The organism is Micromonospora sp. Llam0, from assembly GCF_003751085.1.
Taxonomy (GTDB): Bacteria; Actinomycetota; Actinomycetes; order Mycobacteriales; family Micromonosporaceae; genus Micromonospora_E.
The window spans coordinates 3,510,221-3,532,230 of record NZ_RJJY01000001.1; the positions used below are offsets into that span (position 1 = coordinate 3,510,221).

The window sequence follows — 22,010 nt, forward strand, 5'->3', positions numbered from 1 at the left end:
GTCCGAACGTCTACCCTGCCGGCCAGCAGGGGTTCAGCCCTGCTGGTCGTTTGGGTCGACGACAAACACGCCGACGCCCTGCACGCCCTCGATCAGCCCTTCGGTCCGCAGCTTGAAGATGGCTTGGCGCACGACGATCGCTGACACGTCGTGCTCCTTGCACAGCTGTGCGGTGGACGGAAGCTTGTCGCCTGGTGCCAGCTCACCGGAGACGATCTGGCTCCGGAGGTGGTCGGCGATCTTCTCCCACTTGGGCTTGGCGGGCATGGGCGGCTCCCTGATCTGCGCACCCATTTGATCACGCGCCAGCTTTGTATGGCAAGAAATCGGCGCTCATGGGTTGCTTCGTATGGGCGCATATGTAAAGCTGTCTCCGCGCCGCTCCCTGGTCTGCAAACCGGAGTGGTTGCCCCGCAAGGAGCCCGGTCGGCCGACGCCGCCTGTCGGTCGACCGGGTGCGTCAACCTGCCCGCCACCTGCGACAACAGTCGCATCAGCGGCGGGTGCCATCTCCACGCGTACGGGAGGCAACGTCCGGTGACACCCGACCCCCGCCCCACCCCGACCGTCCCACCACCACCCACCCGGCTGCGCCCGGCCGGCGACCAGCGCTCCGCGACCTCCTACACCCGGTACGCCCGTGCACGTGTCGTCGAGGCGCAACGGACCATCGACAGTCACACCACCTCGGCGTACACCGGCTGTTGTCTCGGCTGTGGACGGCCCGGACCGTGCGCGGACCTTACCGAAGCCGAAACGACGATGCACCGCTACCACCGACTGCCGTTCCGCCGGCCCGGCGCGACCCTGCTCGACCCGAGCCGGGTCGCCGACGCCCCCGACCGGCCCCGCTTCTCCTGGCTGAGCAGGTCGGCATGAGCACCCGGGAGTACGCCGCCGACGCCGCAGCCCTGCAGGTCGCCGCCGACACGATCGGCGCGCTGCGGGCGGTCTGCCTGGCCCTGGAGACCGCCGTCACCCACGTCACCGAGCAGCTCGGCGACGCCCACACGCTCGCCCCGGACGCCCGGCTCGCCGTCGACCGCTACGAGGAAGCCCTGCACCAGGCGTGGGAGGCGTACGGCGAAGTCTTCGACGCCGTCACCGTCGCCCGGCCGCAGCTGCCGGGCAGCCGCCCGGTCGGCGTCGCCGCCATCATGCGGGGCCTGCGGATCGCCCGCGAGCACGCCGTCCACGCCGCCGGCGCCACCGGCGACGCCCGGCCCCGGGTGCTGGCCGCCGCCGACCGCCTGGCCCGCAGCGACGACCCGTACGCCCAGGTCGCCGCCGCCCGGCTGCGCACCGCCCTGGCCCGCCTCGACCAGCTCGGCGGCAGCCTCGGCGTCGGCACCGGCGCCCTCGACCGCTACTTCAACGCCCTCGCCAACGGCGACGACCCGCCGCAGCAGCGGCTACGCCGGCTGGCCGCCCGACGCCCACTCACCCGCACCCGACCGGCCACCGCCGACACCGACGACGGCGATCCGCCCGGCGACGGTGCCAGCTCCCCCGGGCATCAGCCACTGACCGAGGTACGCGGCCTCGCCGCCCGTACCGCCGCGTCCCTGGTCGCCGCCGGCCGGCACCACGTCAGGTTCCGCACCTTCTGGCAGCTCGTCCGCCACCACATCTGGGAAGACGCCTTTCGCACCTGGAGGAGCCGGTGACCAGCGCACCCACCGCCGCCCTGACCTACCTGGTCGCCGGGCAGACCGGCGCACACGAACGCCAGCTCGCCCGCTTCGACGACGACCAGTGGCAGGAATACCTCGACCTGCTCAGCGGACTGTTCGTGCTCACCGTGGACCGACGCTTCCGGCCCGGCGAACCGGCCGCGGTGATCCGCTTCGTGGCCAGCGTCCGGGAACGTTTCGACCCCGCCGGCACCGCCATCGACCCGACCGTGGCGGAAACCCTGATGTACGCCGCCCTCGGCCAGCACGACACCCTGCCCGCCACCGCCGAGACCATCACCGCGCAGACCCTGCTGGTCGTCGCCCTGGTCACCGACGAAGGGCTCAGCCCGGCCGGCCTGACCGACCTGATCGACGACACCACCACGATGATCGCCCTGCACTCCGAACCGGCCGAGCTGGAGAAACCGCCGGAGGCCGCCGACCCCGCGCCCGTCGAGGAAGCCGATCTGCCGGCACCCGACACCACAGCAGACGACGACCGCGCAGCACAGCAGTGACCCGTCGCGGGCGCAGTAGGCGGCCAGCTGGCCGCCTACTGCGCTTTGCCCTAAATTTACTAGTGAAAACCTAGGCGACGCTTGAAACCGACGGCGACGACCGAGCCGATATCGTCGACCACGGAAGCTGCCAACCATTTTTCGCATCAATCTTCGACCGAATCGGATTCCCCGCAACCACGGCACGTGACCGCGCCGGAGCCATACGCAATCATGGCCTCGCTCCAAAAGGGCCGCACCCGAAGCGCGTGGCATCATGTCGGCATGCAGGCGCTACTCGTGGACAGCCCCCGGTCTGATGACGTTCGATTGCAAGTCACCGACCGATTCCACCCGGCAACGATTCTGACCGCGCTGTGCGTCATACTGGGCGTCCTATACAGATTCTTTGCACTGTTGTGGAGTTCGCCGCCCACCAATAGCGATGAAGCGATCATGGGATTGGCCGCGATCCACATATCGAAGGCCGAGAACTTTCCGGCATTCTTTTACGGACAAGACTACATGGGGGTGCTCGAAGCCTACCTAGCCGCGCCGATCTTTGCGCTATTCGGCCCCTCGGTAATTGCGCTGCGAATCCCGAACCTGCTACTCTTCGGCGCTTTCATTGTTATTATGTGGCGACTCGTCAGCGAGCTGTACGACAGCCGTTGGTTTACGCTACTGGTGGTCGGGATTCTAGCCCTCGGCTCGGACCGGTTGATGCAAAATCAAATGGTGTCCAATGGCGGCTACCCCGAGATGAATCCGGCGGGCGCCGGGTTGATGTTGCTTGCGGTTGGGCTCGGGGCAAATCGGTACCGCAATCGCGGCGTCGCCTTCGCGGCATGGGGACTGATCGCCGGAGTGATGATCTGGGTCGACCAGCTTGTCCTGCCATATGTTCTTTGCGCAGGCGTCGTCCTGGCTGTCTTCACAAGGAAGGAGCTCATCGGGAGATCCGGGGCACTTCTCGTTGGCGGCACCCTCGTAGGCGCAGCGCCCCTCATTGCGCACTCGATTGCCTTCCGCATCAACCCAATTTCCGTGCTGCTTAATCTGAGCAGAGGCAGCGAGGCAGCGCCATGGACGGATCACCTGTATGGCGGCCTGATTTTCGGCGTCCCGATGGGTATGGGATTTTGTGCGCCTGGTGATTGTGCGCCGTGGCAGCTCTGGTGGGGGTTTGCTTTTCCGCTACTTCTCCTGGTTGGGGCAGTAACTGCATTGGCTTCGATTCGGCAACAGGAGGGTAACTGGAGGGTCGCCTCGGTAGCGCACCTTGGCTTGCTGATCGGCGCAGCATTGACGGTTGTCGCCTATGTTCGCAGTAGCGCCGCAGCGAACACCCCAGTCGAGTGCTCCAGGTACCTCTCGTGTCTACTCATTTCCCTGCCAGCCGCGTTGTGGCCACTTTGGCAATTGCCGCAACATCGCGCAGGAGTCTGGCGCATGACAGCAGCCACCGTTCTCGCCGCCACGGCGACATCGGCTTTTGTTGCCACTGCCAGTTTCGTAGCGGCTGCCCCTGACATGAGGGATCTTGCCCGACAACGGGATAACATGAATGCACAGCTCGACCAGCTCGGCGTAACCCATGTTTATAGCGAGTACTGGACATGCAACAACATCACCTTCGCAACAAACGAGCGCATCAAGTGCGCCGTCATCGACGAGGGCGACCTGCGACCGCGCGTCAACCGATACTTGCCGTATCTGGAGGCGGTGCAGGCTTCGAGCGATCCAGCATATGTCCTTCCTGTCGAGTCTGCTGCTAATCCGCTAGTTTTTGAACTCCTGTCGACGAGTCAAACCGCACCCACTGTCGTGAGCATACCCGGCTACCGCATCTACTTGCCGGGCAGCTGAGCCGTTCATACCGTACTCGACCATCTGGCCGGACCGTCCGGAATCCGCACGCCGAACCGGTCAGCCTCAATCCGTCAGAGGGTGTTGATCCCTGGTAGTCCGGTTCGACTGACCGTTCAGCCCCGCCGGGCTGGCCGACCTGATCAGGGCGGCGAGCGACGATTCGACGGCGGCGGTGTCCAGCGGCTCACCGATGGCGAAGTGTTGCAGCAGGACACCGTCGACGAAGACGGCGACCGCGTACGCCGCGCGGTCGCCGGTCAGCGGCGTCAGGATCTCGCAGAGACGGTCCCGCCAGGCGCGGGCCAGTGGCCGCAGCTCGGGGCTGCGGGCTGCGGCCAGGTAGAGCTCCAACTCGGTCAGCGCCCGGCCCTGGTCGGCCAGGTACTCGCCGATCAGCCCGGTGAGCCGGGCTGGCAGGTCGGTGCCGTCGCCGAACTGCTCGGCCCAGCGGCGCAGCTCGGCCTCGACGTCCGTCTGCGCCTGCCGCAGCCCGGCCACGATCAGATCGGCCAAGGTCGGAAAGTAGTAGGTCGTCGCCCCGAGCGGGACACCGGCGCGGGCGGCGACCGCCCGGTGCGTGGTCCGCCCGATCCCGACCTCGGCGACCACCTCCAGGGTGGCGGCGGCCAACGCCCGGCGGCGGCCCTCCGGATCCCGGGGCCGCGCTGGACGGCGGTCCCGGCCGCTGGCCGCGCTGCCCGGGTCGGCGGTCAATGGGCACCGCCCAGGTTGAGCACCACCACGCCGGCGATGACCAGTCCGATCCCGGTCACCTTCGCCAGAGTCAACGGCTCACCCAGGAACGTCGCGCCGATCGCGGCGATGGCCGCCGTGCCGAGCCCGGCCCACAGCGCGTACGCGACACCGACCGGGATCGTCTTCACCGCCTGGGCGAGGCAGGCGAACGCGGTGACGTACGCCGCGACCAGGGCGAGCGTCGGCCACAGCCGGGTGAACCCGTGGGTCGACTTGAGCAGACTCGTCCCGATCACCTCAGCGGTGATCGCGGCAGCGAGGAACACGTACGCCATGATCGTCTCCGTTCTTGTACAAACGTACATGTACAAGCGTACAAGAAACGGTCTGGGCCGGCAGCGGATATCCCCGGCCGACCACCGGGTGAGTAGCCGCCGTACGGATTTGAGCGCCACGCTACTCACGCCAACCTCCGGGATCCGGTGCTGGACTGTGCCTGGTTTCGCCACCTTCAGCCCCACGAGGATGATCGATGTTCACCACTGCGTTAGCCCGAATCCGGAGCCTGCTGGCCGCCGGGATCGTCACCGGAGTGATCGCGACGGCGGGTACGGTGACCCTCGCGGCACCGCCGGCCACCGCAGGCGGCCCCACCCTGGTCCCGCTCGTCACCTTCTTCAGCCCCGCCCGGGGCGACTACTTCACCACCAGCCAGTCGGCGTGGACCTGCAAGTACTTCCGCCTCGCCGGCTGCGCGCCCGACCCGCTCTACCACAGCGTCGGCATCCAAGGGCACGTCTTCAACCCCGACAACCCCCGGCCGGCCGGCACCACCCCGCTCTACCACTGGTGGAGCCCCGACCGCGCGGACAACTTCCTCACCACCGACCCCAACTGGGCCGGCAACGTCGGCGACCGCAAGACATCCGGCCACGAGTACACGCTGTTCCGGATCGAGGGGTACGTGCCGATCGCGCTGCCAGCCGGCGGCGGGATGGCCTTCTACAGCTACTGGAACCCGGCCACCGAGGACAACGCCGCCCTGGCGACGTGGAACCGCGTCACGGGTTACAGCTCGCCCGCAGCCGGTTGGGGCCTGTACCGCCGCGAAACCGGCTACCTGCTGCCCCCGGAGTCGTCGACCCTGCGGAGATGCCAGCCGCCCATGACCACGCCGAACCACACGTCCGACCCCTGGTCCGCCGCCGGCAACCACGTGACCCCCTGGTTGGCGGAGCATGGCCTGGAGGACGGCGACGCCCTGCGCGTCGACGCGACCGGTGAGATCAGGACCGACTTCTGGGGCAACGTCAAGCCGGTGCACGGGTACTCCTGGCAGCACGCCGTACCCGGCTACCCGGCACCCGGCGAGCCTCCCTATTCGCTGATCGGCTCGGTGACGGCCGGCGCGACCTTCGTCAGCGGGCGCGGATGGTACGAGGCCGGCAGCTGGTTCCCGATCGTCGGCACCCGGGACACCGGCACGCCGTCGACCTCGCCGTGCCTGCTCTACGAAGCAGCCGGGCTGGTCGGCGGCAGGTTCCAGGTCACCATCAACGACAACAACCTCAGCGACAACGGCGGGGCCGCGACCGTGACCGTACGCCAGTGGTGGTGAGCCGCTGCTGGTGAGCATCCTCGACGTAGTGGGCGGCCAACTCGGCCGCCCGATCAGGCGATCAGCGGCGGCTGACCGGTGGCCTCCAGGACCGACAGCCACAGGTCGCCGTACGGGTCGACCTGGTTACGGGCGCTCACCGCCAGCGGCATCGGCACATGCACGAACCTGCCCCGCCAACGACCCACCACCAGGTCCGTCCGACCGGCCATCGCCGCGTGCACCGCCGCGTGCGCCAGCCGAATACAGTAGACACTGTCGTACGGGTTCGCCGGCACGCCACGGATCGTGTAGCTCGGGTCGATGTACTTCGCGTGCCCCCGGTCGGCGACCCGCCGGCGCAGGTGCGCCAGGAAACCACCCGGGCCGTCCAGGGCGATCGGCACCTCAGGCACCAGGACGAAATCGGCGTCGTGGGTGGCCAAGGCCGCGTAGCAGGCGATGAAGCCGCTGTGCCGGCCCATCAGTTGTACGAGCCCGATCCCGCCGGGGAACGCGGTGGCTTCCACATGGGCGGCCGGGGTCAACGGCACCACCGGATGGCCGTGCCGGGCGACCAGCCCTTGATAGCCGTTGCCTAAGCCGCGGCGAGTCGAACAGACACCCGCCCAGCGTCCGGATCTCCAGTCGTACCGGCTCGTCGACCATTCACCCATGGTCCCGGCCGTACGGCGACCGCGTACGCCGCGCGGTCGCCGGTCAGCGGCGTCAGGAACAACTCCAGCTCGGTCAGCGCCCCGCCCCGGTCGGCCAGGTACTCCCTGATCAAGAAACGGGACGAGTCGGCAACGAATGTCCCAGGCCGAGCAGCCCCCACGGATTTGAGCGCCACGCTACTCACGCCAACCTCCGGGATCCGGTGCTGGACTGTGCCTGGCTCGCCACCCGCAGCCCACGAGGATGATCGATGTTCACCACAGCGTTAGCCCGGATGAAAAGCCGGCTGGCCGCCGGGATTGTCACCGGAGTGATCGCGACGGCGGGTACGTGACACTTCCTCTCCGCCGACTTGCACACCCGGGCCCCGACCGGCTGACACCCGCACCCCACCACCACGTCGCCGCCGCACCCAGCCACGCCGACCACCAGTATGCCCACGAGACCTGGGATTACCTACGATCTGAGGGCGTATGACATCATCTGGGCATGGCAGCGCTCACCGTGGACAGTGCCCGGTCGGATGACGCTCGATCGCGAGCCATCGGTAGATTTCACCCAGCAACGATTTTGACCGCCCTGTGTGTCACACTTGGCGTCCTATACAGATTCCTTGCACTGCTGTGGAGTGTACCGCCCACCAATAGCGATGAAGCGACTATGGGACTGGCCGCGATCCACATATCGAAGGCCGAAAACTTCCCGGCATTCTTCTATGGGCAGAACTACATGGGGACACTCGAAGCCTACTTGGCTGCGCCGATATTTGCACTATTCGGACCATCGGTTATTTCACTGCGAATCCCGAACCTGCTCCTCTTTGGCTCCTTTCTGGTCATAATGTGGCGGCTCATCGACCAGCTTTACCGCAGCTGTTGGTTTACTTTGCTGGTAGTCGGAATTCTGGCCCTCGGCTCGGACCGGATACTGAAGAATCAAATGATTTCCGGTGGCGGCTATCCTGAAATCAATCCGGCGGGCGCCGGGTTGATGTTGCTCGCAGTTGGGCTCGCAGCAAACCGGTATCGCCATCGCAGCGCCGCCTTCGCAGCATGGGGATTCATCGCGGGATTGATGATCTGGGTTGATCCACTCGTCCTGCCATATATTCTTTGCGCAGGTGCGGTCCTAGCTATCTTTGCAAAGAAGGAGATTATCTGGAGCGGTGGCGCCCTTCTCGCTGGGGGCACCCTCATAGGCGCAGCACCCCTCATCGCGCACTCAATCAGCTCACGCATCAATCCGATCTCCGTGCTGCTGAATTTGAGCGGAAGCAGTGAGGCATCACCATGGGTGGACCATCTATATGGCGGTGTAATATTCGGTATCCCAATGGGGATGGGATTCTGCGCGCCAAGCGAGTGCACGCCGTGGCAGCTCTGGTGGGGACTTTCTTTTCCGCTGCTTCTCCTAGTTGCCGCAATAGCCACATTGGCTTCGATTCGACACCAGGAGGGAATTCAAAAAGTCGCCTCCGTAGCCCACCTAGGTTTATTGATCGGCGCGGCGTTGACGATTCTCGCGTATGTTCGGAGTAGTGCCGCAGCAGACACTCCAGTCGAAAGTGCCAGGTACCTCTCGTGCCTACTAATCTCGCTACCAGCCGCGTTGTGGCCACTTTGGCAATCACTGCAGCGTCGCGCGATAGTTTGGCGCGTAGCATCAGCAACCATTCTCGCCGCCACTGCAATATCGACCTTGGTCGCCACTGCTGGTGTCGTGGCGATTGCGCCCGACATGAGAGATCTTGCCCAACAACGGGATAACATGATTGCACAACTCGAACAACTCGATGTAACCCACGTGTATAGCGAGTACTGGACGTGTAATAACATCACCTTCGCGACAAACGAGAACATCGTGTGTGCCGTCATTGACGAGGGCAACTTGAGTCCAGGCTTAAACCGATATTTGCCGCATCTGGAGGCGGTGCAGGATTCGAGCGATCCAGCATATGTTCTCCCTGTCGATTCACCCGCCAATCCGCTAGTTACCCAACTCATGTCAACGAGTCAAGCCGTACCAACTGTTGTAAACGTACCCGGCTATCACATCTACTTGTCGAGTAACTGAGTCGTGTCGACATCCCACCCGGACCAGCAAGGAAGGACCCGGAGCGTGACGCTCCGAATCCTTCCGACCTCCTATCGGGACAAATCTCAGGCCCGCCCGCCCCAACTCGAAACCGCCTCGGTTCCGCTCGGGCAGTAGGCCCATGCGCCATTCCGGTCACCGAACCAGGGAGTGCTGGAACTCTTGTACACTCCGCTGTTGCTGCAAAGAATGTAGATTGCGTAGCGCTGCGGACCAGTGCCATCGCACCAACCCCAAGCGCTCGTGCTGTATGTGTTCGTCTGGCAGTACCCGTTCCAGTCGTTCGGAACCACCACTGCGTCGCCAGATGCTGGCGGGGCGGCCATTGCGGATGGCGCTACTGCCACTGCGGACATCAACGCGAACGCCGCTCCCACCACCCCAGCTCGCCCAATCAAGCGGCGAATCCACGAATTCGAGAACATCTGCGCCTCCTGTAGCTCTACACGAGGGCGAAACAATTGTTATTCATCGCCTTCCCCTCGTATGCATGGCGATGACACCATCAAGGATGGCACTTGCAGTCGTCGATGTCCATATCCGTTCGGGGTCGACTCTTCGCCGATTCTCGGTCCCAACAGCGCTATCTTCATGACGAGTTAATAGTCTTTTCGCTACGTCGCGAGCGTTCGCAAACGCTTCGAAACGGCCGGCATCGGCAAGCACTGGACGACCACGGTGCTATGCGCCTCGCTCAGTTGGCATGCGGGGCCATCAGGACATCGACGGCAAGCTCGATGCCGGTCAACAGCCCGGGGATGCGCTCGCCGTGCAGATACTAGGCCCGCGTCCGGTAGCCGGTCGAGATGGGCCCGGAGATCCTGGATCATCGTCTCGTCGGCGACCTCGACCACGAGCAGCACATCGGCGGCGCCCCAGAGCGACAACCGCGATCCGACCGTCCCGATCGGACCAGCATCGACCCGGCGCACCCGACAGTCCGGGTCGGGAAGCGACTCGCCGGTCGGCAGGGTCGCGGTCGTCACCCACACCCCGTCTCACGGCAGCATCGCCAGCAACTGGCCCGGACACTCAGAACTCGTCGAGCTGGAGGAAGACCAGCAGCAGGAGCATCGAGGCGGCGGCACCGGCGAAGCTGATCAGGAACCCCAGCTTCGGGAACCGGGGGCCGCCGTCGGTTTCCAGCCGGGCGGTGCCCCACTTGCTGATCACGAAGTACGCGGCGAAGAAGCCGGTCGCCGGGAAGCCGGCGCAGGACCAGATCCACTTGGTGCTGTAGTCGACGCCGGCGGTCACCGGGTTCAGGAAGAACCCGAACTGCAGGACGGCGACGGCGACGGCGAACCCCAGGTAGACGGTGACCGCCCGGGCCAGCGGTGACCAGCCGGGCAGCAGCGGCGGGCGGCCGGCGGCCTGCTCGGCCTCGGTGGCGGCGGCGTCGGCCTCGTCGAGCTGTCGGCGGGCCGCTTCCAGCTCCTGCTCCGCGTCCGGCGGGAACCCGCCTGCCGCAGCCGGGTCACCGGAGACCGGGGCACCGGACATCGGGGCGGCCGAGACCGGGCCGGCCGCGCCCGCGCCGCCGCCGTACGGCTGCAACGAACCGGCCTGGGAAGGCGGCCCGGAAGCCCCGGCGGGCAGCGGCACCGGCTGCTCGCCGGTGGCCAGCTCGGGGCGGCGTGGCGGTGGCGGAAGCCCGACCGGCCCCGGCATCGCCTGACCCGGCATCGCCCGGCCCGGCGGTGGCGGTGGCGGCGGTGGCCACGGGACACCGGCCGGCGAGGCGCCGTACCCGCCGGACTGTTGCTGGCCCGGTGCGCTGCCGGCGGCCGGGGTCGCGGCGATCGGTGGCGGCGCGGTCGGTGCCGGCACACCGGCGGCCTGGGCGATCGCCGCCAGCCGCTGCCACTGGGCGTGCAGCCGCTGGCCGAGCTGGTCGGCGTAGCCGGTGAGCCGCTGCCGGCGCGTCTGGTGCTGCGCCGCACCGGCCTGGCCGGTGCGGTGCAGGTCGTGCAGGTGCCGGGCCAGGGCGGCGTACTCGTCGAACCCGTCGCTCACCGCGCTCAGCCCTCCTCGTCCAGCTCGCGGCCGGGCAACGCGAACGGCACGATCAGCCGGGTCCGCTGGTCGTGCCGGTCGATCAGCAGCGCCCGGTTCGGCCGCGGCCGGTACGCCACGTCGTGGGTGCCCAGGTAGGAGCCCAGCTCGCCGCCGGGCACGTTCATCGCCACCAGGCAGGCCAGGTCGTCGCGGTTGTGTGAGCCGCCCAGGTCGTCGGCGAGCCGGCGCAGCCCACGCCACCAACCCAACAGGTGTACGCCGTGGCCGGGCCCCTGGCGCAGCACCACCTGCAGGTCGTCCAGCCCGGACCGGAACATGTCGTCCTTCGCGCCGAGCACCCCGGCGGCGGCGTCCATCCCGAACACCACCAGGTACGTCCGCCCGCCGTCGGCCGGCGTCGCCGCGTCCGGGGTGGCCAGTCGGCGCAGCTCCTCGCGCAGCTCGGCGGCGGTCAACCGGGTGATCGAATGCCCGAAGGCGTGCAGCGCCTCAGCGGTTTCATCGGCGACCTCGTCGGCGGAGGCGACCAGCGGGGCGAACAGGAACCGGGCGTGGCCGGGCGGCTCCTGCCGGGCCAGGCTGACCGTGGCGGCGTGCAGCACGTCGGCGGCGTGGCCGGTGGTGCCGACCACCGCGATGTGCCGGCCCGGGGTGGCGTCCAGCGGAAACACCGCCGACGTCAGATCCACGTCGACCTGCCGGCCGACCAGCGCCAGCGGGCGCCGTCCGCCGGGGGCCAGTGAGCGGTACGTCGGGTCGCCGTCGAGGTGCGCCGCCTCGTACCCCTTGAAGATCGCCGGTGGCCGGGAGCCGGCGGCGCGGGCCTGCCACAGCTCGTGGCGCAGCGCGGCGATCCGGCGGGCCCCGCCGTGCGCGTCCGGGAACCGGACGACCGTGTTGGCGCCGGCGATGCCGGCCGAGGCGTTGACGATCGCCTGCCCGACCGGCAGCCCACCGGCGGTGTGGTTGAGCGGGTCGAGGACGCCGTTGCCGCCGGGCAGCGCCACCCGCAGCGGGAACTGACCGAAGATCGAGTCGGTCTTGCCGTACAGCGCTTCGATGCCGGACATGCTCTGGCTGGCCAGGACCAGGTGTACGCCGTACGACCGGCCTTTGCGGGCCAGCTCCTCCAGCAGGGCGGCGGCTTCCCGGGCGACGGAGTCGTTGCCGTCGAACAGTACGTGGAACTCGTCGACCACGGCGACGGTACGCGGCGTCGGGTTGCCGTCGCGGGGCAGGTCGGCGAGTTTCGTCACGCCGTGGCGTTTCATCGCCGCCGCCCGCCGGTTCAGCTCGCGGCGCAGCTCGCGCAGCACGGCGACGCCGTACTCCCGGTCGGATTCGATGCCGACCGCGCGGGCGTGCGGGATCCACGACGGGTCGCGGCCGGTCGGCACGAACTCGGTGAAGCTGACGCCTTCCTTGAAGTCGAGCAGGTAGAGCGCCAACTCGTCGGGTGGGTAGCGGGCGGCGAGGCCGTACAGCAGGTCGAGCAGGAAGACGGTCTTGCCGGAGCCGGTGCGCCCGCCGACCAGCCAGTGCGGCGTGACGTCGTCGAAGGCGAGGATCGCCGGCTCCCGGCCGGCCCGGCCGACGACGGTGTGCAGGCCGGTACCGGCGGTCTCGGTCCAGATCCGGGACGGCAGCAGATCGGCGAAGTCGAGTGCGGAGCCGCGCCGGTGGATCTCGCCGAGCCGGTCGGCGAGGGCCTGCACGACCCGGGCCGGTGGGTCGCCGTCGAGAGCGACCGGTACGGCCAGCCCGGTGCCGTCGGAGCTGAACGGCTGGCCGGGCGGGTCACCGACCCAGCCCCGGTTGCCGTCGAGTCGCAGCTGAGTGGCCGGGCCGAGCGTCGGCGGCTGCGCTCCGGTGCCGGTCGGCGGGTAGCCGGCGACGATCACGCAGACCCGGGCGGCGGTGCCGGCGTGGGTGAGCGCGGCGAGGCGCATCAGCTCGGCGCGGCTGTCCGGCAGCGCCGCCGCGACCACCACCAGCAGCTCCCCCGGCTGCCCGCCGGTGCGGGCCTGGGCGGCGCGCACGTGCTGGTCGGCGTCGTCGAGGCGCTCCTTGGCTTCGGCGTCGGTGGCGGCCGGTGCCGCCAGCACGCCGGCTTCGACCAGCGGGCGCAGCGGCAGGAAGGTGGCGCCCATCGAGGTCGTGTCCAGCGCGGTGACCCGTACCGTGCCGGGTGGGGCGGCGGCGAGCAGTCGCACGACGAGGCTGCGCAGCAGGGCGGCGATCCGTGGCTGGCGGGCGTCGGCGTCGATGGCCAGGTGGGTGCCGGCGCCGAGCGGCACCAGCGCGGGGAACTCGACCGGGTCGCCGGTGCCGGCCAGCCCGACCGGCCGGGCCATGCCGACCCGCACCGGGGCGGGGCCGACGGCCAGGTCCTGGGTGGCGCTGGTCGCGCCGGTGGTGAGGGTTTCGCCGACGTGGCGCAGCCGTTCGGTGACGTCGCCGAGGTCCGGCGGCGGCGGGGCGGGGCTGTCCGCTATGGCCGATCGGGCGGTGGTCAGATGGGTCACGGCCTGCCGGTGGGCGGCGACCGCCCGACGGTACGCGGCACCGAAGCTCATCCCACCCCCACCTGCCACTCGGGTAGCCATCGGAACACTATCCGAATCGGGCAGCCACTGTTAACCCGGCCATCGCGGCCGGGCCGACACTCCGGACCGGGCGATAGTGGCGACTGGACACCCGAAATGCACCTAATATTCGTAATCGGAGTGTCCCCGACCACCGTCGGAAGTGCGATCGATGCAACCTGGCGACAACGACGGCACCGACGACGGCACCGAAGGCCGCGAGACCGGGCACGAATCCCGCGACGAGACCGAGCACGACGAGACGGAACGCGACGAGATGTTGCGCCGGTTCGCCGACCGCCTCGACAAGCCGCTCGGTGTCCTCGGTGTGCTGTTCCTGCTGCTGGTGATCGGCCAGTTCGTCACCACCCATCCGCCGACGGCCGCCGTGCTGGGCGCGGCCAGCTGGGCGTTGTGGGTGGTCTTCGTCGCCGAGTTCTCGCTGCGGGCCTGGTTGGGCCGGCAACACCCGGGCCGGTTCTGGCGGCGCAACTGGTGGCAGCTGCTGTTCCTGGCCGTGCCGGTGCTGCGGTTCGCCCGAGTGGCGTTGGCGCTGCGTACCGCCCGCGCCGGTGCGGCGATCACCGCCGCCGTACGGGGTTCGCGCTCCGCCGGCCGGTTGCTCACCGACCGGATCGCCTGGCTCTTCGCGGTGACGGTGAGCCTCATCCTCGCCGCCGGCCAACTGCTGATGGTTTCCGGCTCCTATTCGAGCTACGCGCAGGCGCTGCACGACGTCACGCTCACCACGATCACCGGTCAGCGGATGGCCGCGCGGGACCCGTTCGCCCAGGGTCTGGAGCTGATTCTGGCCGCGTACTCGGTCGTCGTCTTCGGCACCCTGGCCGGCGCGCTCGGTGCCTACTTCCTCAGCAACCGGCCGACTCCCGGCGACGACCGCGGTGGCGACGACGACCGGGACCGGGCGGCCACGTGACGGGCGGCCCGGTCCCCGTGGTGCGGGCGGGGACCGGACCGCCAGGTACGCGACGCCGTCAGGTGGGCGACGCTGCCAGGTACGACGCTGTCAGCCGGTGACCGTGTTGAGCGCGGCCAGGTAGCCGTCGCGGTAGCCGGCGGCGTTCGGGTGGTACGCGGCGATCAACGCGGAGAAGTCGTTGATCCACGGGCTGCCGGCGCAGACGCCGTGCCCGGCGAACTGCGACCGGGTGTCCACGAAGGTGGCGCCGGCGGCCGACGCGCGGGCGGCGGTGACGTCGGCGAGCAGGTCCGCCGCGTCGTTGATGATGGACCGTTTGGTCAGGCTCATGCTGAACAGGCCGCAGTAGCGGACCTCGTCGAACAGTCGTGGGTAGCCGAGCACGATCAGCTGCGCGTTCGGTGCCCGTTGCCGGATCGCGGCGTAGGTGGCGTCGAGCCGGCCGGGCAGTTCGGTGGTGGCGAACCGTTCGGCCCGGTCGACCGCGCTGGCGCAGGCGGATTCGCCGCCCAGCCGGCAGTTGAGCACGACGTCGACGAACCCGGCGTCGTTGCCGCCGATGGTGATGGTGACCATCGTGGTGCCGGCGTCGAGTGCGGACAGTTGTCTGTCGAGCACGTCGTCGGTGACCGCGCCGCCGCAGGCGACGAAGCGGAAGCTGGCCGGCGAGTTGGCCGCCGCCCACAGCGGCGCGTACGAGCGGTCGCTGCGCAGACAGGTCGTTTCGTACGGGCCGGCGCCGACGCCGGAGGAGAACGAGTCGCCGAGGGCGACGTAGTGCACGGCGGCGGGTGCGGCGTGTGCCGGGACGGTGGCCGCGACGACGCCGACGCCGGTGGCACCGGCGGTGACGGCCAGCGCGAGGGCGGCGCGGGCCAGGGGACGAAGGAGCATGGACGGACCTCACAAGGATGGGGGGATCCTCGTGGCCGCGCGCGTGGCCGTGGGGAGTAACGGTTGTTACTAGCCGGTAATACTATCGAAACATCTGCATCCCCGAAAGAGGTGCGGGCACCTGTGCCGTTCCAGCCTTGATGCCACAGGTGCATCAAGATGCACCTGTGGCATCAAGGCTGCCGAGTGAGCCTGACCCCGGGCGGACTACCCAGAGTCACCGTCCGCGCCGACAACGGGCAGCGCCGGATCAGCGGGCAGCGGGCAGCGCCGGGTCAGCGGGCGGCGAGCGGTTGCGCCGTCGGCACCACCGGCGCCGGCAGCTCCCCCACCCCACCGAGGTACGAGTGGATGGCGGCCGCCGCCGCCCGCCCCTCGGCGATCGCCCACACGATCAGCGACGCCCCCCGGTGCATGTCGCCAGCGACGAAGACCCCCTTGGTAGCGGTCTGCCAGTCACCGTCGGAGTCGATCGCCCCGCGCCGGTTGCGGACCAGCCGCAGCTGTTCCAGCAACGGCTGCTGCTCGGTGCCCTCGAACCCGATCGCCAGCAGCACCAGGTCCGCCGGCAGATCCCGCTCGGTGCCCGGCACCACGGTCAGGATCCGCTCGCCGTCACGCTTGGTGACCGTCACCTCGGCGATCCGGACCGCCCGGACCGCGCCGGTGCCGTCGTCGACGAACTCCTGCACCGCGACGGCGAAGACCCGCTCGCCGCCCTCCTCGTGCGCCGGGTACTCGCGCAGCACCCACGGCCAGGTCGGCCACGGGTCCCGTGCCTCGTCGCGGGCGCTCGGCGGCTCCGGGTAGAGGTCCAGCTGGTACACCCCGGCCGCGCCCTGCCGGTGCGCCACCCCGAGGCAGTCGGCGGCGGTGTCACCACCGCCGATGATCACCACGTGCCGGCCGGCCGCGTCGATCGCCGGCCGGTCCACCGGTACGCCGTCCACGTGCGACGACCCGGACTCCGACGGCGGCTCGACGGCCACCACCCCGGCCGCCTCGGCCGTGCGGGCGTGCGCCGCCGCGGCCGCCACCACCCGGTTCGACTCGACCAGGTGCTCCATCGCCAGGTGCACCCCGCGCAGCGCCCGGCCCGGCGTCGCCGGGGTGTCCCGCCCGGCCAGCGCCCCGCAGGCCAGCAGTACCGCGTCGTGGTCGGCGCGCAACTGTTCGGCGGTCACGTCGACGCCGACGTTCACCCCGGTGCGGAACTGCACACCCTCGGCCGCCAACTGGGCCAACCGCAGGTCGATGTGCTCCTTCTCCAACTTGAAGTCGGGAATGCCGTACCGCATCAGGCCGCCGATCGCGTCGTCACGTTCGAAGACGGTGACCGCGTGCCCGGCGCGGGCCAGCTGCTGGGCAGCGGCCAGCCCGGCCGGGCCGGAACCGACCACCGCGACCCGCCGGCCGGACGGCTCCGGCACCACCTGCGGGGTGATCAGCCCGGCGCCGACCGCCCGGTTGATGATCTCCACCTCGACCTGCTTGATGGTGACCGGTGCGCCACCGGCGATGCCCAGCACGCAGGCCGCCTCGCACGGCGCCGGGCAGAGCCGCCCGGTGAACTCCGGGAAGTTGTTGGTGGCGTGCAGCGACTCGATCGCCGCCGCCCAACCACCCGTACGGACCAGGTCGTTCCAGTCCGGGATCCGGTTGCCCAGCGGGCAGCCGTCATGGCAGAACGGGATCCCGCAGTCCATGCAGCGGGTCGCCTGCTCGCGGATCAGCTCGTCGGTGGCCGGCGGATAGACCTCCCGCCAGTCCATGATCCGCACCGGCACGGGTCGGCGGTGCGGCAGCCGCCGGTCGATCCGCAGGAATCCGGTCGGGTCAGGCACGAGCCACCTCCATGACGGCCTCATCCACGTCACGGCCGGCGGCTTCGGCGGCCCTCATCGTCTCCAACACCCGGCGGTAGTCGCGCGGGACCACCACGGTGAACTCCTCCACCGCCTCCGGCCAGCGCTTGAGCAGCGCCTCGGCCACCGCCGAGTCGGTCTCGGCGAAGTGCCGCTCGACCAGCTCACGCAGCATCGGCTCGGCGTCGGCGGCCACCGGCTCCAGATCCACCAGCTCCCGGTTGACCAGCTGCTCGTCGAGGCGCCACAGGTACGCCGTACCGCCGGACATGCCGGCGGCGAAGTTGCGCCCGGTCGGGCCGAGCACCACGACCGTACCGCCGGTCATGTACTCGCAACCGTGGTCGCCGACGCCCTCGACGACGGTGACCGCACCCGAGTTGCGCACCGCGAACCGTTCGCCGACCCGCCCGCGCAGGAACAGCTCACCGGCGGTCGCCCCGTACAGGATGGTGTTGCCAGCGATGATCTGCTCCTCGGCGCCGACGCCACCGGGCGCGGCGAACGGGGCCGCCGGGTCCGGGCGGACGATCAGCCGGCCGCCGGACAGGCCCTTGCCGACGTAGTCGTTGGCGTCGCCGACCAGCCGAAGCGTCACCCCGCGCGGCAGGAACGCGCCGAACGACTGCCCGGCGGTGCCGGTCAGGGTGAACTCGATGGTGTCGTCGGGCAGCCCGGCCCCGCCGACCCGGCGGGTCACCTCACCGCCGAGCATCGCGCCGACGCTGCGGTGCTCGTTGCGTACCGGCACCGACGCCCGCACCGGGGTCCGGTCGGTCAACGCCGGCCCGGCCAGGGTGATCAGCTCGTTGTCGAGCGCCTTGTCCAGGCCGTGGTCCTGGGCGCGGACGCCGCGCAGCGACGCCCCGGCCGGCAGCGCCGGCACGTGCAGCACCGCGGACAGGTCCAGGCCCTTGGCCTTCCAGTGGTCCACGGCCGGCGTGGTGTCCAGCAGGTCGGCCCGGCCGATCGCCTCGTCGATCGACCGGAAGCCCAGCTCGGCCAGGTAGCCGCGGACCTCCTCGGCGAGGAACAGGAAGAAGTTCTCCACGAACTCCGGCTTGCCGGTGAAGCGTTCCCGCAGCACCGGGTTCTGGGTGGCGATGCCGACCGGGCAGGTGTCCAGGTGGCAGACTCGCATCATCACGCAGCCGGAGACGATCAGCGGGGCGGTGGCGAAGCCGTACTCCTCGGCGCCGAGCAGCGCCGCGATCAGCACGTCGCGGCCGGTCTTGAGCTGGCCGTCGACCTGGACGGTGACCCGGTCGCGCAGCTTGTTCAGCAGCAGCGTCTGCTGGGTCTCGGCCAGGCCCAGCTCCCACGGGGTGCCGGCGTGCTTGAGCGAGTTCAGCGGGGACGCGCCGGTGCCGCCGTCGTGCCCGGAGATCAGGATGACGTCGGCCTTGAGCTTGGCGACCCCGGCGGCGACGGTGCCGACGCCGATCTCGCTGACCAGCTTGACGTGCACCCGGGCGGCCGGGTTGACGCACTTGAGGTCGTGCACCAGCTGGGCGAGGTCCTCGATCGAGTAGATGTCGTGGTGCGGCGGCGGGGAGATCAGCCCGACGCCGGGGGTGGCGTGCCGGGTCTTGGCGATCCACGGCCACACCTTGTTGCCGGGCAGCTGGCCGCCCTCACCCGGCTTGGCCCCCTGCGCCATCTTGATCTGCAGGTCGTCGGCGTTGACCAGGTATTCGCTGGTGACGCCGAACCGTCCGGAGGCGATCTGCTTGACCGCCGAGCGGCGGGCCGGGTCGTAGAGCCGGTCGACGTCCTCGCCGCCCTCGCCGGTGTTGGACCGCCCACCGAGGCGGTTCATCGCGACGGCGAGGGTCTCATGCGACTCGGCGGAGATCGACCCGTAGCTCATCGCGCCGGTGGAGAACCGCTTGACGATCTCGCTGGCCGGCTCGACCTCGTCGATCGGCACCGGCTCGCGGACCCCGTCGCGCAGGGTGAACAGCCCGCGCAGCGAGCCGGCCTCGGCGGCGAGGCCGTCGACGGTGGCGGTGTAGCGGCGGAACACGTCGTACTGCCCGGAGCGGGTGGCGTGCTGCAGCAGGAACACCGTCTCCGGGTTGAACAGGTGCAGTTCGCCTTCGCGCCGCCACTGGTACTCGCCGCCGACGTCGAGGCGGCGGTGCGAGCGTTCGGCGCTGTTCGACGGGTACGCGCGGGCGTGCCGGGCGGCGACCTCGGCGTGGATGCCGGACAGCCCGACCCCGCCGACGGTGCCCGGGGTGCCGGCGAAGTAGCGCTCGACCAGCCGGGGGTCCAGGCCGACCGCTTCGAAGACCTGGGCCCCGCAGTACGAGGAGACCGTCGAGATGCCCATCTTCGACATGATCTTGAGCACGCCCTTGCCGAGCGCCTTGACGTAGTTGCGGACCGCCTCGGTGGAGGTGATGCCGGCCAGCGCGCCGGTGGCGATCAGATCCTCGACCGACTCGAAGGCCAGGTACGGGTTGACCGCGGCGGCGCCGTAGCCGATCAGCACGGCGGCGTGGTGCACCTCGCGGCAGTCACCGGACTCGACGACCAGCGCCACCTGGGTACGGGTCTGCTCGCGCACCAGATGCTGGTGCACGGCGGCGGTGAGCAGCAGCGACGGGATCGGCGCCAGGTCGACGGTCGAGTCCCGGTCCGACAGCACGAAGATCCGTACGCCGTCCTCGATCGCTTCGGACACGTGCCGGCAGATCTCGGTGAGCCGGGCCTTGATGCCGCCGGCGCCGTCGCGCAGCGGGTACAGGCCGGAGACCCGGACCGCCTTGAAGCCGGGCAGGTCGCCGTCCTCGTCGATGGACAGGATCTTGGCCAGCTCGTCGTTGTCGATGATCGGGTACGGCAGCACGATCTGCCGGCAGGACGCCGGACCCGGGTCGAGCAGGTTGGCTTCCGGGCCGATGGTGGACTGCAGGCTGGTCACCATCTCCTCCCGGATGGCGTCCAGCGGCGGGTTGGTGACCTGGGCGAACAGCTGGTGGAAGTAGTCGAACAGCAGCCGGGGCCGGGTGGACAGCGGCGAGATCGGGGTGTCGGTGCCCATCGACCCGATCGGCTCGACGCCCTTGCGGGCCATCGGCGCGATCAGGATCTTCAGCTCCTCCTCGGTGTAGCCGAAGGTCTGCTGGCGGCGCTGCACCGAGTCGTGCGCGTAGACGATGTGGTCCCGCTCCGGCAGGTCCCGCAGGTCGATCAGGCCGGCGTGCAGCCAGTCGCCGTACGGGTGGGCGGCGGCCAGCTCGGCCTTGATCTCCTCGTCTTCGACGATGCGCCCGGCGGCGGTGTCGACCAGGAACATCCGGCCCGGCCGCAGCCGGCCCTTGGCGACCACGGTCGCCGGGTCGAGGTCGAGCACGCCGGCTTCGCTGCCCAGCACCACCAGGCCGTCGCTGGTACGCCACCAGCGGCCCGGCCGCAGCCCGTTGCGGTCCAGCACCGCGCCGACCAGCTCACCGTCGGTGAAGGCGACCGAGGCGGGGCCGTCCCACGGCTCCATCAGGCTGGCGTGGAAGCGGTAGAAGTCACGCTTCGCCGGCTCCATCCCGGGGTCGTTCTCCCAGGCCTCCGGGATCATCATCAGTACGGCGTGCGGCAGGCTGCGCCCGGCCAGGTGCAGCAGTTCGAGCACCTCGTCGAAGTTGGCCGAGTCGGACGCCTGCGGGGTGCAGACCGGGAACAGCCGGCGGATGTTGCCCGGGATGCCCGGCGTGGCGAGCAGCGCCTCGCGGGCGTTCATCCAGTTCTTGTTGCCCCGGATCGTGTTGATCTCGCCGTTGTGCGCGATGAACCGGTACGGGTGCGACAGGGGCCAGGACGGGAACGTGTTGGTGGAGAACCGGGAGTGCACCAGGGCGATCGCGCTGGCCACCCGCTCGTCGCGCAGGTCGGGGTAGAACTCGGGCAGCTGGTCGGGGGTGAGCATGCCCTTGTAGACCATGGTCCGGCCGGACAGCGACGGGAAGTAGGCGGTCACGCCGCGCTCGGCGCTCTCCCGCTCGGCCTGCTTGCGTACGCAGAACGCCACCCGGTCCAGGTCCAGCCCGGTCAACGGGGTGCCGGCCGGGCCGGCCGCCGAGTCGGTCAGTCGGTGCGCGGACAGGAAGAGCTGCGCGATCCGGGGCCGGGCGGCGTCGGCGGTCTCGCCGAGCCCGTCCGGCTGCACCGGCACGTCCCGCCAGCCGAGCACGTCGGCGCCCTCGACCAGGGCGTACTTTTCGACGATCCGGCGGACCCGGGCCTCGTCGGCCGGGTCGGCGGGCAGGAACACCAGGCCGGTGGCGTACTGCCCGGCCGGCGGCAGGTCGAAGTCGACGACGGCCCGCAGGAACGCGTCCGGGACCTGGATCATGATGCCGGCGCCGTCGCCGGTGTTCTGCTCCGCACCCCGCGCACCACGGTGGTCGAGCCGGCACAGCGCAGCCAGGCCCTTGGCCACCACGTCGTGCGAACGGCGGCCGTTGAGGTCCGCCACGAAAGAGACACCACACGCGTCGTGCTCGTGGGCGGGGTCGTAGAGACCCTGCGCCGGCGGCTGGGATGCCTGCGGCGGGCAGGGGTGCGGTCCCTGCGGGTACGGAAGAACCACCGGGCC

Annotated in this window: 16 protein-coding genes; 7 read left to right on the plus strand and 9 right to left on the minus strand. The window is 69.6% G+C overall.

Translation table 11 applies throughout. From position 1 onward, the window contains the following. Positions 1–33: 33 nt before the first annotated feature. Positions 34–294 (minus strand): winged helix-turn-helix domain-containing protein, encoded by a 261-nt coding sequence (locus EDC02_RS15290; protein WP_123602538.1) that lies wholly within the window; start codon positions 292–294, stop codon positions 34–36. Between the two features lie 243 nt (positions 295–537). On the opposite strand from EDC02_RS15290, the gene EDC02_RS15295 reads away from it, so the two are divergent. From EDC02_RS15295 to EDC02_RS15310, 4 genes are all read left to right on the plus strand, one after another. Beyond that, positions 538–879 carry a hypothetical protein gene (locus tag EDC02_RS15295; RefSeq protein WP_123602539.1) on the plus strand — a complete coding sequence of 114 codons (342 nt, stop codon included), beginning with the start codon at positions 538–540 and terminating at the stop codon, positions 877–879. Further along, on the plus strand, positions 876–1,667 hold the full coding sequence (locus EDC02_RS15300; protein ID WP_123602540.1) for a hypothetical protein: 792 nt from the start codon (positions 876–878) through the stop codon (positions 1,665–1,667). The genes EDC02_RS15295 and EDC02_RS15300 overlap by 4 nt, the downstream gene beginning before the upstream one ends. After that, positions 1,664–2,194 carry a hypothetical protein gene (locus EDC02_RS15305; RefSeq protein ID WP_123602541.1) on the plus strand — a complete coding sequence of 177 codons (531 nt, stop codon included), beginning with the start codon at positions 1,664–1,666 and terminating at the stop codon, positions 2,192–2,194. The genes EDC02_RS15300 and EDC02_RS15305 overlap by 4 nt, the downstream gene beginning before the upstream one ends. Before the next feature lie 264 nt (positions 2,195–2,458). Next, positions 2,459–4,042, plus strand: coding sequence for a glycosyltransferase family 39 protein (locus EDC02_RS15310; protein WP_148083471.1), 1,584 nt, complete (start codon positions 2,459–2,461; stop codon positions 4,040–4,042). A 66-nt stretch (positions 4,043–4,108) separates the two neighbouring features. Here the strand turns inward: EDC02_RS15310 and EDC02_RS15315 are convergent, their stop codons facing one another. Beyond that, entirely contained in the window at positions 4,109–4,759 is a 651-nt protein-coding gene (locus EDC02_RS15315; RefSeq protein ID WP_123602543.1) for a TetR/AcrR family transcriptional regulator, read from the minus strand. Continuing rightward, positions 4,756–5,079, minus strand: coding sequence for a multidrug efflux SMR transporter (locus EDC02_RS15320; RefSeq protein WP_353850380.1), 324 nt, complete (start codon positions 5,077–5,079; stop codon positions 4,756–4,758). The genes EDC02_RS15315 and EDC02_RS15320 overlap by 4 nt, the downstream gene beginning before the upstream one ends. Positions 5,080–5,273: 194 nt before the next feature. Here EDC02_RS15320 and EDC02_RS15325 point away from each other — a divergent pair, with 194 nt between their 5' ends. Continuing rightward, positions 5,274–6,359: a hypothetical protein gene (locus EDC02_RS15325; RefSeq protein ID WP_123602545.1), complete on the plus strand. Its 1,086-nt coding sequence runs from the start codon at positions 5,274–5,276 to the stop codon at positions 6,357–6,359. Between the two features lie 53 nt (positions 6,360–6,412). Here EDC02_RS15325 and EDC02_RS15330 read toward each other — a convergent pair whose 3' ends face one another. Beyond that, the gene (locus tag EDC02_RS15330; protein WP_233605945.1) at positions 6,413–7,015 is read right to left on the minus strand and encodes a 6-phosphofructokinase; all 603 of its coding nucleotides are present in this window, start codon (positions 7,013–7,015) and stop codon (positions 6,413–6,415) included. Positions 7,016–7,505: 490 nt separating this feature from the next. On the opposite strand from EDC02_RS15330, the gene EDC02_RS15335 reads away from it, so the two are divergent. Continuing rightward, the gene (locus tag EDC02_RS15335; protein ID WP_233605946.1) at positions 7,506–9,089 is read left to right on the plus strand and encodes a hypothetical protein; all 1,584 of its coding nucleotides are present in this window, start codon (positions 7,506–7,508) and stop codon (positions 9,087–9,089) included. A 1,053-nt stretch (positions 9,090–10,142) separates the two neighbouring features. Here EDC02_RS15335 and EDC02_RS15340 read toward each other — a convergent pair. Further along, positions 10,143–11,126, minus strand: coding sequence for a hypothetical protein (locus EDC02_RS15340; protein WP_123602546.1), 984 nt, complete (start codon positions 11,124–11,126; stop codon positions 10,143–10,145). Positions 11,127–11,131: 5 nt separating this feature from the next. Further along, on the minus strand, positions 11,132–13,735 hold the full coding sequence (locus EDC02_RS15345) for an FtsK/SpoIIIE domain-containing protein (RefSeq protein WP_123602547.1): 2,604 nt from the start codon (positions 13,733–13,735) through the stop codon (positions 11,132–11,134). A 151-nt stretch (positions 13,736–13,886) separates the two neighbouring features. On the opposite strand from EDC02_RS15345, the gene EDC02_RS15350 reads away from it, so the two are divergent. Further along, on the plus strand, positions 13,887–14,651 hold the full coding sequence (locus EDC02_RS15350; RefSeq protein ID WP_199757648.1) for a hypothetical protein: 765 nt from the start codon (positions 13,887–13,889) through the stop codon (positions 14,649–14,651). 90 nt (positions 14,652–14,741) lie between these two features. On the opposite strand, the gene EDC02_RS15355 is transcribed toward EDC02_RS15350, so the two are convergent. The 3 genes from EDC02_RS15355 to gltB form a co-directional block, all read right to left on the minus strand. Beyond that, the gene (locus EDC02_RS15355) at positions 14,742–15,548 is read right to left on the minus strand and encodes an SGNH/GDSL hydrolase family protein (protein ID WP_123602548.1); all 807 of its coding nucleotides are present in this window, start codon (positions 15,546–15,548) and stop codon (positions 14,742–14,744) included. 275 nt (positions 15,549–15,823) lie between these two features. Next, a complete protein-coding gene (locus tag EDC02_RS15360; RefSeq protein WP_123602549.1) occupies positions 15,824–17,392 on the minus strand; it encodes a glutamate synthase subunit beta in 1,569 nt (522 codons plus the stop codon). Continuing rightward, entirely contained in the window at positions 17,385–22,004 is a 4,620-nt protein-coding gene (gene gltB, locus EDC02_RS15365; RefSeq protein ID WP_233605947.1) for a glutamate synthase large subunit, read from the minus strand. The genes EDC02_RS15360 and gltB overlap by 8 nt, the downstream gene beginning before the upstream one ends. Positions 22,005–22,010 lie beyond the last annotated feature (6 nt).

Bases quoted from the DNA above. Each gene is read 5' to 3' on its own strand.
- EDC02_RS15325 (WP_123602545.1), top strand. From the start codon at position 5,274: ATGTTCACCACTGCGTTAGCCCGAATCCGGAGCCTGCTGGCCGCCGGG.
- EDC02_RS15300 (WP_123602540.1), top strand. From the start codon at position 876: ATGAGCACCCGGGAGTACGCCGCCGACGCCGCAGCCCTGCAGGTCGCC.
- EDC02_RS15350 (WP_199757648.1), top strand. From the start codon at position 13,887: ATGCAACCTGGCGACAACGACGGCACCGACGACGGCACCGAAGGCCGC.
- EDC02_RS15355 (WP_123602548.1), bottom strand. From the start codon at position 15,548: ATGCTCCTTCGTCCCCTGGCCCGCGCCGCCCTCGCGCTGGCCGTCACC.
- EDC02_RS15310 (WP_148083471.1), top strand. From the start codon at position 2,459: ATGCAGGCGCTACTCGTGGACAGCCCCCGGTCTGATGACGTTCGATTG.
- EDC02_RS15290 (WP_123602538.1), bottom strand. From the start codon at position 294: ATGGGTGCGCAGATCAGGGAGCCGCCCATGCCCGCCAAGCCCAAGTGG.
- EDC02_RS15335 (WP_233605946.1), top strand. From the start codon at position 7,506: ATGGCAGCGCTCACCGTGGACAGTGCCCGGTCGGATGACGCTCGATCG.
- EDC02_RS15330 (WP_233605945.1), bottom strand. From the start codon at position 7,015: ATGGGTGAATGGTCGACGAGCCGGTACGACTGGAGATCCGGACGCTGG.
- EDC02_RS15345 (WP_123602547.1), bottom strand. From the start codon at position 13,735: ATGGCTACCCGAGTGGCAGGTGGGGGTGGGATGAGCTTCGGTGCCGCG.